At 61.2% G+C, this 13,742-nt stretch carries 6 protein-coding genes; 2 read left to right on the top strand and 4 right to left on the bottom strand.

Annotation, left to right across the window (positions count from 1 at the left end):
• Nucleotides 1–385: 385 nt before the first annotated feature.
• The 4 genes from AAFH49_RS10045 to AAFH49_RS10030 form a co-directional block, all read right to left on the bottom strand.
• On the bottom strand, nt 386–1,342 hold the full coding sequence (locus tag AAFH49_RS10045; protein ID WP_342297771.1) for a pectinesterase family protein: 957 nt from the start codon (nt 1,340–1,342) through the stop codon (nt 386–388).
• Nucleotides 1,343–1,746: 404 nt separating this feature from the next.
• Complete coding sequence (locus tag AAFH49_RS10040) at nt 1,747–3,438, bottom strand: sodium/sugar symporter (protein ID WP_342297769.1); 1,692 nt, start codon at nt 3,436–3,438, stop codon at nt 1,747–1,749.
• A gap of 254 nt (nt 3,439–3,692) precedes the next feature.
• Nucleotides 3,693–5,621, bottom strand: a complete 1,929-nt coding sequence (locus AAFH49_RS10035) for a glycoside hydrolase family 88 protein (protein WP_342297768.1) — start codon at nt 5,619–5,621, stop codon at nt 3,693–3,695.
• A 147-nt stretch (nt 5,622–5,768) separates the two neighbouring features.
• Entirely contained in the window at nt 5,769–8,132 is a 2,364-nt protein-coding gene (locus tag AAFH49_RS10030; protein WP_342297766.1) for a glycosyl hydrolase family 28 protein, read from the bottom strand.
• Between the two features lie 401 nt (nt 8,133–8,533).
• On the opposite strand from AAFH49_RS10030, the gene AAFH49_RS10025 reads away from it, so the two are divergent.
• On the top strand, nt 8,534–9,610 hold the full coding sequence (locus AAFH49_RS10025; protein WP_342297764.1) for a T9SS type A sorting domain-containing protein: 1,077 nt from the start codon (nt 8,534–8,536) through the stop codon (nt 9,608–9,610).
• A 270-nt stretch (nt 9,611–9,880) separates the two neighbouring features.
• Nucleotides 9,881–13,669, top strand: coding sequence for a beta strand repeat-containing protein (locus AAFH49_RS10020; RefSeq protein ID WP_342297762.1), 3,789 nt, complete (start codon nt 9,881–9,883; stop codon nt 13,667–13,669).
• Nucleotides 13,670–13,742: the final 73 nt, after the last annotated feature.

Raw genomic sequence — 13,742 nt, 5'->3', positions numbered from 1 at the left:
GGCCAACTTGCTCAAAAATGTAGCTGGGGCTGGTCCTGCTTCTTAAAGGTTTGGTGAAGCTTCAGCCAAAAGCAAGAGTTGGACAATATTTTTTTGTGCAATCGTTGCCGGGAACGATGCCATGTGCCCCTACCCGACCCATACCATGGCTTGAAATTGCCTCAGACCCCAAAAATCCAACGAAGAGCATTCACCTCATACACCCTGCTTTAACGTAGCCAAATATTGAACTTTACTAAGAAAACCTACTTTCTTAAGGTTCGCCAATATTTTGCATAAAATCCGCCAATTCCATCATACCTAAGCAAGAAAAAGCCCCGAGAACCAGCCGCTTTGACGAGGCCAAGCTCCCGGGGATACCGGTAAACAACTACCAATATGCGGCTTACTGCGGCACGCTCGGCACCCAGCCGCCCAGCACGGTTTCGCGGGTGTAGAAGGCGGCCTGCTGCGGCGTGAGCTGGTGCGACCACAGGATACGCGCCTTGGGCGCCGCGCCGGGGCCGATGGACTTGAACTCGCCAAAAAATGCGTCCTGCTTGTTGCTTTCCTTGCCCCAATGGTCCCAACCTTTGGGGGTGATGAGGTTGCTCAGCTCGCAGTTGAGCAGCACGGTTTTAGCGGCGGGCTTCCAGGGGCGGGCGATGAAAAGGGAGCCGGGCGTGCCGTCGCCCACAATCTTGCAGCGCTGGAGCACGAAGCCGTAGCGAATGCTGTCGGGCGTGGATGGTGCCATGATAACGGTGCCGCCGGCCTTGCAAAACAGGGTGCAGTCCTCGAACCACGCTGTGGCCGAGCCCAGGATAAAATCGGTAGTGCCTTCGATGTAGCAGCTCTTGTAATACTGCCGGCTGCCGTAGCCGTAGGGATACAGCGTGTCGCGGAAGCCCAGGAAGCGGCAGTTTTCGAACTGGGCTTTGTCGCCGTATACCCACATGGCCGGGCCCTGGCCCACGGTGCCGGCGGTGTTTTCGAAGGTGAGGTTGGCGGCCGAAAAGTCGTTGCCGAACACCCGGAAGCTGGCGGCTTCGGACGTGCCCAGGGGCTCGCCGTTGGCGGGGGTGCGGCCGTTGTAGTCGTCGTAGGTGAGCACGGTGGTGTTCACTTCCTCGCCCACCAGGCGCACGAAATTCTGTTTTTTGGCCAGGTTGAGCTTCTCTTTGTAAACGCCCTTGCGGATGAAAATAATGATGGGCGTGGTGTTGTTTTTAGGCACCGCATCGAGCGCGGCCTGAACGGTACGGTAGGCTCCGCTACCATCTTGGGCCACTACGAATTGTTTGGTTTGGGCAAAGCCAGAGAAGCTCAGCAGTAGCAGGGAAAAGAGGAAAAGTGCACGCATGGGTAGTGGGTGGGATTGGGGGGAGGGGCTTCCGGCGCGGGCAGCGCTTCCGGACCCTGCTAATTTATGGCACCATTCTCCACCAGTCCAAATCAATATCCCCCGAATCATTTTTCTTGCCTATTCGACTACGGAATAAGTCAATTTTATTCCTAATCAGTTTCCATTACCGCGTCTGGAGCCTAGTGCCGTTGGGCTTGGACTCCCGCCCCTACCCTACGCGCCTTACTGTGGGGGCCGAGTAATCGGCATAGAACACCGGGCTTTTGTGGACGCCGCTGCCATTTCACCAAAGTGTAAAAACACAGTGTCCCGCAGTGTTGCTCTTTCGTTGGAGCACTGCGGGACACTGTGTTTTTTCAACCCTGCGAGATACTATATGCACCCCGCAAGTGGCTACTTTACTACCAATAGATGGTATACAGCGTGGTGAGGATGACCAGAATAACGGCCGTGCCAATGGCGAAGCTGGGCTGCGGCTTGAACATGCTGCGGTCGACTTCCAGGCCGTTGGTTTTCACGCCACGGCTGGCTTCAAACAGGCTGATGATAATCATCCCAATCACGCAGAAAAGGAACACGAAACCCATCCGGTCGAGGAAGGGAATTTCGTAGATGCCAGCGGAATTTTTGACGGCGAAACCGAAAGGCGAGAGGAACGACAGGTTCACCATGCCGGGCAGGAACTTGAGCAGCAGCGAGAGCAGGAAGCCGCCGATGGTGGCAAACAGCGCCGCGCTCGACGTCGTTTTCTTCCAGAAGAAGCCCAGGATGAACATGGCAAAAATGCCCGGCGACACAAAGCCCGTGTACTCCTGAATGTACTGGAAACCGCCTTTTTTGTCGATGCCCAGGTGCGGCGCGATGAGCACGCCCAGAATCATGGCCACTACTACGGCGATTTTGCCGGTGCTTACCAGCGTCTTCTCGGAGGCCTCGGGATTGATGACTTTCTTGTAAACGTCGAGGGTGAAGATGGTGGCGATGGAGTTGGCTTTGCCGGCCAGCGAGGCTACCACGGCGGCCGTGAGGGCGGCGAAGGACAAGCCCTTCAGGCCCACGGGCAGGATGTTGAGCAGCACCGGGTAGGCGCGGTCAGGGTTCAGCTCGCCACCCGATACCATGGCCTTGCCGAACTCGCCGAAAATGTCCTGCTTGTAGAGCACGTAGGCGGCAATGCCGGGCAGTACCACAATCACGGGCATCAGCAACTTGAGGAAAGCGGCAAACAGGATGCCGGCGCGGGCCGTAGGCAAATCAGCCCCCAGAGCACGCTGCGTGATGTATTGGTTGCAGCCCCAGTAGTTCAGGTTCACAATCCACATGCCGCCTATTAGCACCGTGAGGCCCGGCAAGTCCATGTAGTTTTCATTGTCGCGCTTGAAAATCATCTGGAAGTGGTCGCCGGCGTGCTGGGTCATCATGTTGAAGCCATTGAGGACGCCCGAGGTGCCGTAGTGCTCCGCTACCAGGTTTAGGGCCAGGTAGGTGGTGGCTAGGCCGCCGAGAATCAGGAAGAACACCTGAATAACGTCGGTGAAGCCAATCACCTTCATGCCGCCCAACGTGATGACGACCGCGAAACCGGCCAGCATGTACATGCAGAACGTCAGGTTGAGGCCGGCGATGCTGCTGATGGCAATGGCCCCGAGATAGAGAATCGAAGTCAGGTTGACCACGATATAAAGCGCCAGCCAGAACAGGGCCATAATCATGGCCACCGTGCTGTTGTAGCGCTGGCTCAGGAATTGCGGCATCGTGGCGATGTTGTTCTTCAGGTAAACCGGGATGAAGAACACGGCCACGACCACCAGCGTGATGGCGGCCATCCACTCGTAGGTGGCGATGGCGAGGCCCATTTTGAAGCCGGAGCCGGACATGCCCACGAACTGCTCGGCCGAGATGTTGGAGGCGATGAGCGAGGAGCCGATAGCCCACCACGTCAGCGAGCCTTCGGCGAGGAAGTAGTCTTTGGAATCGCCTTCGATGGTGCCGTCGTGGCCGGTTTTGCGCCGGTAAATCCAGATGCCGTAGCTGGACACGATGATGAAGTAGACGAAGAAAACGATGTAATCAATCGTAGCGAGCTGGTTCATTGAACGAGGAATGGGAATTTAAAGCGACGTGACTACCAGCACCGGCGGGCGCAGCGTGGCGAGGCTATGGTAAAGTAATGTTCCGGCAAAAAAACCGCTTCTGAAAGGAAAATCTTTGTTTTAGCTGCGTAATCGTTTCCGAAACCGCCGATGCTGCCTGCTTCGCTAGTGAGTGCTCACGTTCCCAACCGCCCAAAATAAAGCCGGCCGGGAAATTCCCGGCCGGCTTTGTTGATAGCATTTAATATCCTGCTTTATTTGCTCAGCAGCCACGTTGCCAGGTCTTTTCCGGCCTGGAAATTCTCGAACGAAGCCGGGATTTTGCGGCCGTCAGTGTACTCGTTGTACAGCCACGGGTCGCCGAGGACGAAGACTTTGCCCTTGCCCAGGCGGGCCGTGGCCATAATCACCTTGCCGTTGTTGGTGACCAGCGGCTGGGCCGGCGCGGCCACGGATAGCACGGCCAGTTCCTTCACGTAGGCCGTGGTGGCGTTCTTGAAAACGGCTTTGCCGGAGGTCAAATCCACTTTACCCTGCTCGAACTGGGAGCCCTGCACCATGTTCACGCTTTGGTTGGTGAACTGTACGCCGAAGTTTTTGGCCAGCTCGTTGAAGTGCTTGATTTCGCAGTTGGCCGTGTCGTTGGCGAGGAGGACGAGGGTGCCGCCGCCCTTCACCCATTCGGTGATGGCCTTGCTGTCGGCGGGCTGGACGTAGTTGGGCTTGGGCGACTCCTTGCGCGAGTCCGGGTCGACGATGATGTACACGCTCAGGGGCTTAAGGCTGGCGGCGGTGGGGGCCGTGGGCACGGCTACCGTCTTGGCACCCAGCTCGCGGAACTCATTGCCCCACAGCCAGAAGCCGCCGTGGGTGCGCTCCTCCCAGGTGTAGTGCCACTGCTCCGGCTCGCCCGTCACGGGGCTTTTGCGCATCTCGTGGTTGAAGTAGTAGTCCAGGCCCACGGTTTTGCCCTGGCCGAGCTTGTCTTCGGCGGCAATTTCCATCTCGGTGCTGGCCAGGATGAACGGGCCGACGCCTTTCAAGTCGTTCTTGCGCAGCGGCTCGGTGAGGTAATACTCGAACGAGCCGTCGCGGTAGGGCTTGCCGCCCAGGCCGCCCACGCTCACCGTGCCGTTGAAGGCCAGCGCGCCGGTGGGCTCGGTTTCCACGAAGGTCTTCAGCAGGCCATCATAGCCCTTTTTGGCTACTTCAGCGTATTTTTTATCGAGGTAGCCCAGCCGCACACCCTTGGCCAAGGCGTAGACGAACATGCTGCTGCCGGAGGCTTCGGCATAGTTGCCTTTGCGGCCTTCCTGGCCCATTACAAGGCTCCAGGTGCCGGTTTTGGGGTCCTGGTACTTGGCCAGTGCGGGGGCCAAGCGTTGCAGGGCCTTGATGAGCATGGGCCGCTGCGGGTGGTTGGCGGGGAAATAGTCGAGCACATCGACCAGCGCCATGCCGTACCAGCCAATGCCGCGGTCCCAGAAGTTGGGGCTTTGGCCGGTGGTTTTGTTGGCCCAGGCCTGCTCCTTGCTTTCGTCGTAGCCGTGGTAGAGCAGGCCGGTTTTGGGGTCCACCAGGTGCTTTTCGATGAGGGCAAACTGCTTGGCCACGTCATCAAAGCCGGCGGCCTGGTTGAAAACCTGGCTGTAGTTGGCGTAGAACGGTTCGGCCATGTACAGGCCATCGAGCCACATCTGATTGGTGTAGATTTTCTTGTGCCAGAAGCCGCCTTCCTTGGTGCGGGGCTGGCCGTCGAGCTGCTTGCGCAGATACTGCACCGCCTTGATGTACTTCTCATTACCGGGCACCGACATCTGGCTCAGCAGCAGCAGGGCGCGGCCGGTAGCCATGTTATCGAGGTTGAAATCCTCCTGTTTGTACCGGATGATGCTGCCATCGGCCTGCACCGAGTAATCGAGATTTTTCTTGATGTAGCTGAAGTACTTGGCATCGCCGGTGCGTTCCCAGATGCGCTCCATGGCGTACATCATCAGGCCCTGCTCGTATCCCCAGCCGGCCATTTTGTTCTTGCCGATGACCATCGAATCGGGGTGCCAGGTCATGAAGGCATCGGCCATGCGCTGGGAGTAGGCGGCCGGCCGCGCCGTTTGGGCGGAGGCGGTTTCACTCAGCAGTGCCAGGCCCAGCAGCGGGAGAAGAAGACGGGTAGTTGATTTCATTTGGGTGGGTATTGTAAGTCTTGAATAAAGCCCGTCATGCAGAGCGCAGCGAAGCATCTTTACTGCGATTGTAAATCTGATTACTCTCTCGGTAAAGATGCTTCGCTGCGCTCTGCATGACGTTCAGCTTTGATTGATAATGGCAAACTAGCGCTGCGCGACGCTAACCGTTTTCTTGGCCACTTTGTCGCCCAACTGCACGTCCTTCTTCGCCAGCTTGGTGTTGGTGTTCACTAGGCGGATGTCCTTGCTGCGGTCGCCGGTCACGCGCAGGAGCAGCTCCGCGCCGTTGGTGTAGTGGATGCCGTCGAGGGTGATGTTGCGGCTGTTTTGCACTTCCATCACGGGCGTGGTTTCAGTCGAGAGCAGGGTTACGTTTTTCAGGCGAATGTTCTCGGCTTCCTGGCACAGCAGGCCTTTTTTGCTTTCCAGCACCGCGTTTTCGATGCTAATGTCCTTGATGCTCATCTCGGGCAGGCCGCGCACCAAGATGCCGGTGGTCGCGCCTTTGCAGGTGATGTTGCGGATGCGGAAGTTTTTGAACTGCGGCGTGCCTTCGTTCAGCGGTTTGGCGGCGATTACGGGCGGCGCGGTGCTTTCGCCGGCCAGCGGCACGGGGTCTTTGGCGGCGTAGTACATGTCGAACAGCACGGCCTCGCCGGCAATGTCGGTCATGTCCACGCCGTCCACGAAGATGTTTTCGACTACGCCGCCGCGGCCCCGAGCCGTTTTGAAGCGCAGGCCCACATCGGTGCCGATGAAGGTGCAGTTGCTCACGTACAGGTTGCGCACGCCGCCCGACATCTCGGAGCCAATCACGAAGCCGCCGTGGGCGTGGTACACCTTGCAGTCGCGGATGATGAAGTTTTCGGTGGGCACGCCGCGTTTGCGGCCTTCCTCGTCGCGGCCCGATTTGATGCACAGGCCGTCGTCGCCCACGTCGAACGTGCAGCCTTCCACCAGACCATTGCGGCAGGATTCGAGGTCAATGGCGTCGGTGTTTTGGCCGTACCAGGGGTTGCGGGCCGTCACGTTGCGCACGGTAATGTCTTCGCACAGCAGCGGGTGAATGGTCCAGGCCGGTGAGTTCTGAATAACGAAGCTTTCGAGCAGCACCTGCTTGCAGCGCGTGAGGCTGAGCATGTTGGGCCGCAGGAAATCTCGGATATCATCAAAGTCGCCCACGTTCAGGCTCTTGCGCGGGGTGCCGGCGGCCGCCAGCATATTGCCTTTCAGCGAAGCAGCCGAGGGGTACCAGTAGTCCTTCTTTTCATTGAGCACGCCGCCCGAGGCCACCAGTTTCTGCCACTGACTCTCATTCAGCTTGTTCTTCTTCACCGGCCGCCAGGCGTCGCCCGCGCCATCAAACGTGCCGTTGCCGGTGACGGCAATATTGGTCAAATCCACGCCCGAAATCGGGGCCTGGCTGCGGATGGCCTCCTCCCCTTCCCAGGTGGTTTTGATGAGCGGGTACTGGCTGCGGTCGGCCGTGAACTGCACGAGCGCGCCGGTGGCCAGGTGTAGGTTCACGTTGCTTTTCAGCACGATGGGGCCGGTGAGCCACAGGCCGCGCGGCACCAGCACGGTGCCGCCCCCCACGGCGCAGGCATCAATAGCCTTGCGGAACGCCTCGGTGTTCAGCATCTGGCCGTCGGCTACCGCGCCGTATTTGGCCAGGTTGAAGGTGTCCTTTTTGAATGCAGTTTGCAGCACCACGGGCAGGTCGGCGGCGAGCTTGCCATCGAACGCGGTGCGGGCGAGGTGGCTGGCCAGTGCGAGGTGCTGAGTTTGCACATCTTCGGCCACAATCTGGGCCACGCGGGTCGCGCCGTACTCCGAGAAGTGGGTGTTGTCGTTCTTGGCCGGGGCCACGGGGTTGGGCTGGTAGTAGCCGTTGAGGTAGCTCCAGAACAGCGGGCGGGTGCCGGTTTCGCCCATGGCTGAGTACATGGCCCAGCTTTTTTCGTGCAGGTCGATGAGCGGCACTTTTTGGGCTTTGGCTACTTCGCGCACCACGCCGGGGTATTCGCCGTGGTCGTCCTTGCGCTTGCCGGCATCGTCGAAATAGCGACGGCCCACGGGCGTGAGCAGCACTGGGTTCGCGCCTTTGGCCTTGGCTTCCTGCACGAACTTGGTGAGGAGTTGGCGGTACGTCGTCTGGGCCGGGGCCGAGCGGACGCTGTCCTCCACCTTCGAGTCGTTGTGGCCGAACTGGATGAACACCCAGTCGCCGGGCTTGAGGTCCTGCACCACCTTAGCCCAGCGGCCTTCGCGCAGGAAGCTTTTGGTGCTGCGCCCGTTCACGGCGGTGTTGCGGATGACCACGCCGCCGTCGAAATACTGGCCAAATTCCATGCCCCAGCCGCGCTCGGGCTTGGTCAGGTCAGCCTTGTCGGCCATGGTGGAATCACCGACCAGGAAAATCTGCGTTTTCGGGGCATCGGCCGGGCGGAAGGCTGCCGTAAGGCAAGTACCGAGCCCGGCCAGCAACGCGACCAAGGTTGATTTCATCGGAGAATAGAAAGAGTGACACGGGCCCAAAACAGGCCACGCGGGCAGTATCGCCCTATACAATATTAGGCCGCTTCCCAGCCGTTGCCCCCCTGTTCTTACCCGCTCCGGCGCTTTTTTTTGCGCAATCGTTGCCGGGAACGTTCTCGCATCGGCCCGTGGAGGCAGCGCTCAGGTCCACGTTGCGGTACTAACCGATGAATCGTTTTACCTAAGCGGCGCTGCCGTTTTCAGCGCCATCGTTCCCGGCAACGATTGCGCAACTAAACCCTTCCAAACGCATTGTTTTCTATTCCCCCGGTGGGAATTTGCGTAAAATAATGCGCCCTTATCTGGCTTGACCATGGATAACGTGGTAGCTAATCTTCGTCTTATCACTTATTAACCCACCCTCCATTTCCATGAAAAAGAATTTACGCTTCCCCCTCCTGATGGCAGGATTCCTCGGCTTGGCCGGCACGGCTTCGGCCCAAACGGCTGGCTTCGTGAAATGGCCACTTATGACGAACACTGCCGATAATGCCGCCGTACGTTCCGCCAACGTGACGCCGGGCACTCCCGTGCTGCGTCGGTTGGTATTATCCAACAATCAGTTGCCTACCGGCACTGGCAACCAGGCTTTTGCGCCGTACTCAAGCGCTGGTCAGGCCATTGCCCCCGTGGCAGATGGTGGTGGCTGGAGCACCACGGTGAGCACCACCTACCCCAATCCGGGCACCGGGGGTTCGCCCCGTCGGCGCTTCTACCAACAGTTTAGCGTAGGCGCTACGGGTGCTGCGGTGCGGTTTGACTCGGTGGTTTTCAATGCCAACGTCTTTAACTCGGCCGCTGGCAAAGTAGCCGTGGCTTGGTCGCTGACCAATTTCGTATCGGATTCGGCCAGCGTGACGGGCGGCAAAGGCCCGGCCATCAACAACTCGACCAACACCCGCGCCGGTGGGCCACTGCTTGCCACCGAGAACGGGTCGTTTGGCGTAGGCACTTCGGGCAACCCCGGCGAAATTGCCAACAACTCGGCCATTCTGCCCTCCACTTCGGGCACCACCACCAGCGTGCCGGACCTGTACACGTTTGCCTTGGCTGCTGCCACCGGCGTAACAGTGCCCGCCGGCCAAACGCTGACGGTGCGCATTTACCCAGCCGTAGGCTCTTCGAGCGGCGGCCGCTATTTCCTGATGCGCAACGTGACGCTGAAAAGCCGTCAGGCTGCACTGGCAACCCGTGCGGGCCTGGCTACCACCAACCTGGCCGCCTACCCCAACCCCGTGCAGAACCGTCTGAGCGTGCCCCACACCGCCGCCAGCCGCGATGCCCGCGTGACGGTATTCAGCACCACCGGGGCCCGCGTGGCCAGCTTCAGCGCCCAGCCCGGCACCACTGAAACGGCCGTGGACCTGAGCAACCTGAGCCGCGGCCTCTACCTGGTAGAGTACGCCGACGGTGGCCTGCGCAGCAGCGCCCGCATCATCAAAGAATAGCACACAACTGCTTCGGTATTGCAAAGCGTCTCCGGGTTGACTGGGGGCGCTTTTGCTTTTTGGGGTAAGCGGCAGCCCCGCAACCGCCGATTACAGGCAACAACCTGTCAATCAGACCATATTAAACATTACTGGCCTTTCCCGGCATCATTACCGGGAACGATTGCACAAGTATTAGTCCGGGCTTCCTTTTTTTACGACCTGATTATTCGATACTTCGCTGTCGTTTTGCTTTTCCACTTCATTTCAACCATTCAATTCCCACCGTACATGACACCACAACTACCCGTTTCCATTCGGGCCAAAGCGCCCAGCCGGCCTGGCTTCTTCCGGCGAGCCACTCCCCGGCTGCTCACCTGCCTTTCGCTCCTGCTGCCCGGGCTGGCTTGGGCGCAGGTGCAAACCCCCACGACCATTACGCCTATTAGCCTGGGCACCACGGCCTACACGCAGGACTTGAACACGCTGGCCAATACGGGCACCAGTTCGGTGCTGCCGGCGGGCTTCGGCTTTGCCGAAATCAACGTGGGCACCGGCACCACGGCCAACAGCACGTACACCGCCATCACCATCACCTCTACGGGCTCGGGCAGCTCCGGCACCGGCGATACGTACAGCTACGGGGGCGGCACCACGGCCGCTACTGACCGGGCTTTTGGCAGTGTGCGCAGCGGCAGCCTTGCTTCGCAGTTTGGCTTTGCATTCACCAACACCACGGGCGCTACCATCACCAGCCTGGCAGTGAGCTATACCGGCGAAACCTACCGCCTGGGGGGCGCAAACCCCGCCCGGGGCGCTGCCGACCGCCTGGATTTTCAGTACAGTACCGACGCTACCTCCCTCTCCACCGGCACCTACACGGATGTGAACGCCCTGGACTACGTGGGCCCGGTAAACAACGTGACCACCAGCACGGGCTACGATGGCAACGACCCCGCCAACCGCACCGCCGTGACCGGCTCCATTACGGGGCTGAGCATTCCGGCGGGCGCGACCTTCTACATCCGCTACGTTGATTTCGATGCGGCCGGAGCTGATGATGGCCTGGCCATTGACGATTTCTCAATAACGGCTTCTACCGCCAGCGCGTGCAACGCCGCGTTCAGCTACAGCAATGCCTCGTACTGCGCCAGCGGCACCAACCCCACCCCGACGGTGACGGGCACCACCGGTGGCACCTTTTCTTCGACCACGGGCCTGACCATTGATGCGGCCACCGGCACCATCACGCTCAACAGCACCACGCCCGGCACCTACACCGTAACCTACACGGTGAGCGCCACTTGCAGCAGCACGGCTACCGTTACGGTATCGGGCTCGCAGGCGGCTACTTTCAGCTACGGGGCTACGGCCTATTGCCGCACGGTGACGGCAAGCCAGCCAGTGGTATTAGCCACGGGCAGCAGCGCCGGCACGTTTACTTCGACCACGGGCCTGACCATTGATGCCGCCACCGGTGCCATCACGCCCTCGACTTCCACAGCCGGCACTTATACGGTGACCAATACCGTAGCGGCATCAGGCAGCTGCGCGGCGGCTACGGCTACCACCACGGTAACCATTACGGCGCAGCCGACGGCCAATATTGGCTACGGCGCGAGCAGCTACTGCACCACCACCACGGGCAGCGTGGCCCTGGGCCTGGGCACGGGCAGCACGCGCGGCACCATCACGACGAACCCCACCACGGGCCTCACCATTGATGCCACCGGGGCAATCACGCCTTCGACCTCTACGCCCGGCACCTATTTCATCACCAACACTGTGGCGGCCTCGGGCGGCTGCGCGGCCGTGACCGGCGGCACCACCGTTACCATCACCGCGCCGCAAACGGCCGGCTTCAGCTACCCGGCCTCGGCTTACTGCACTAGCGCTACAGGCGCGGTAGCCGCTACCCTGGCCACGGGCGCAACGGCGGGCACATTCACTTCGACCACGGGCCTGACCTTGAACGCCACGACGGGGGCCATTACGCCCTCCACTTCCACGGCCGGCACCTATACCGTAACCAACACCGTGGCGGCCAGCGGCGGCTGCGCGGCGGCAACCTCCACTGCTACCGTTACCATTAATCCGGGCACTTCGGCGGCGTTTGCTTACAGTGGCTCGACGTTCTGCCTGAGTGGAACCAACCCCACGGCCACGGTGACGGGCACCACGGGCGGCACGTTCTCTTCCACTACGGGCCTCGCCATTAACGCTACTACGGGCACCATCACGCTCAGCGGCAGCACGCCCGGCACTTACACCGTAACCTACAGTGTGGCCGGTGCCTGCGCCAGCAGCAGCTCCGCCACGGTTACGCTGACCAATGCTCCTTCGGCAACTTTCAGCTACCCCACGGCTTCGTATTGCACCTCGGGCACTACCACGCCGGCCCCGACTTTCCCGACGGGCAGCAGCGCCGGCACGTTCACGTCCACCACGGGCCTGACGATTAATGCCACCACCGGGGCTATCACACTGGCTTCCTCCACGCCCGGCACCTACACCGTGACCAACAGCATTGCGGCTGCTAACGGCTGCTCGGCCGCTACCGCTACGGCTACTGTAACCATTACCGCACCGGCCACGGCCAGCTTCAGCTACGGGGCTACCAGCTACTGCACTTCCGCCACGGGCGCGGTGGCAGTAAGCCTCGGCACTGGCAGCACGGCTGGCGCTTTCACCTCGACCACCGGCCTGACGCTGAACGCTACAACGGGCGCGATTACGCCCTCCACTTCCACGGCCGGCACCTATACCGTAACCAACACCGTGGCCGCCAGCGGCGGCTGCGCCGCCGTGACCGGCACCACGACAGTGACCATTACGGCTCCGGCCACGGCCAACATCGGCTACGGCGCGAGCAGCTACTGCACCACCACCACGGGCAGCGTGGCACTAGGCATCGGCACGGGCAGCACCCTGGGCACCATTACGGTGAACCCCACCACGGGCCTCACCATCGCGGCCAATGGCGCGATTACGCCCTCGACCTCCACGCCCGGCACCTACTTCATCACCAACACGGTGGCGGCCAGCGGCGGCTGCGCAGCCGTGACCGGCGGCACCACCGTTACCATCACCGCGCCCCAGACGGCCGGCTTCAGCTACGGCGCTACGCCCACCTTTTGCGTGAGCAGCACCACCAACCCCAGCCCCACGCTGAGCACGGGCGCTACGGCGGGCACCTTTAGCTCGACCACGGGCCTGAGCATTGCCGCCAACGGCACTATCACGCTCTCGACCTCCACGCCCGGCACGTACACTGTGACCAACACGGTAGCAGCCAGCGGCGGCTGCGCGGCCTTGACCAGCACCGCTACCGTAACCATTGCCCCGGTGCCGTCGGCGGCCTTCGCCTACGCCAACACGGCTTACTGCGCCAACGCCACGGCCGCCACGCCTACCGTGACGGGCGCTACGGGCGGCACGTTCTCGTCCACCACGGGCCTGACCATTAACGCCACCACGGGCGCTATCACGCCTTCGACCTCCACGGTTGGCACCTACACGGTGACTTATAGCGTGGCCGGCACCTGCTCAGCCAGCAGCACCCGCTCGGTGACGATAAACGCGGTGCCGGCTACGCCGACCATCACGGTTTCGGGCACGGCGGCTACGGGCATCACGCTCACGTCGAGCGCGGCCACGGGCAACCAGTTTTACCTGAACAACGGGCTGATACCCGGCGCTACGGGCCAGACCTACCTCATCAACTCCGGCACCAAGAACGGTTCCTACACCGTGACGACGACCAACGCCGCCGGCTGCACCTCGGCCTTCTCGGCCGCGACGACGGTAACGGTGACGGCCACCCGCTCGGCCGCCAACGGCCCGGAGCTTAGCCTCTACCCCAACCCCACCACCGGCCTGCTTCAGGTAGCCCTCACGGCTCCTGCCAAGGCGCTGGAGTTGTCGGTGCTCAATGCCCTCGGGCAGCGGGTGCTGGTGCGGAACGTGGCCGCCGGCGACCAGCTCGCGGTGCTCGACCTGACGGCGCTGCCCACGGGCGTGTATGTGCTGCAAGGCCGCACGGCCGATGGCACCACCACGCGCCGCTTCGTGCGGGAGTAGCCTCGTCCGTAACCCATTGAGAAAGGCCCGCCTACCCGGCGGGCCTTTTTTTGTGGCCCAGACCGAAGGCTTC

The organism is Hymenobacter segetis (genome assembly GCF_038448715.1).
GTDB lineage: Bacteria > Bacteroidota > Bacteroidia > Cytophagales > Hymenobacteraceae > Hymenobacter > Hymenobacter segetis.
This window is presented reverse-complemented; position numbering and strand designations above follow the sequence as displayed.

Bases quoted from the DNA above. Each gene is read 5' to 3' on its own strand.
- AAFH49_RS10025 (WP_342297764.1), top strand. From the start codon at position 8,534: ATGAAAAAGAATTTACGCTTCCCCCTCCTGATGGCAGGATTCCTCGGC.
- AAFH49_RS10020 (WP_342297762.1), top strand. From the start codon at position 9,881: ATGACACCACAACTACCCGTTTCCATTCGGGCCAAAGCGCCCAGCCGG.
- AAFH49_RS10040 (WP_342297769.1), bottom strand. From the start codon at position 3,438: ATGAACCAGCTCGCTACGATTGATTACATCGTTTTCTTCGTCTACTTC.
- AAFH49_RS10045 (WP_342297771.1), bottom strand. From the start codon at position 1,342: ATGCGTGCACTTTTCCTCTTTTCCCTGCTACTGCTGAGCTTCTCTGGC.
- AAFH49_RS10030 (WP_342297766.1), bottom strand. From the start codon at position 8,132: ATGAAATCAACCTTGGTCGCGTTGCTGGCCGGGCTCGGTACTTGCCTT.
- AAFH49_RS10035 (WP_342297768.1), bottom strand. From the start codon at position 5,621: ATGAAATCAACTACCCGTCTTCTTCTCCCGCTGCTGGGCCTGGCACTG.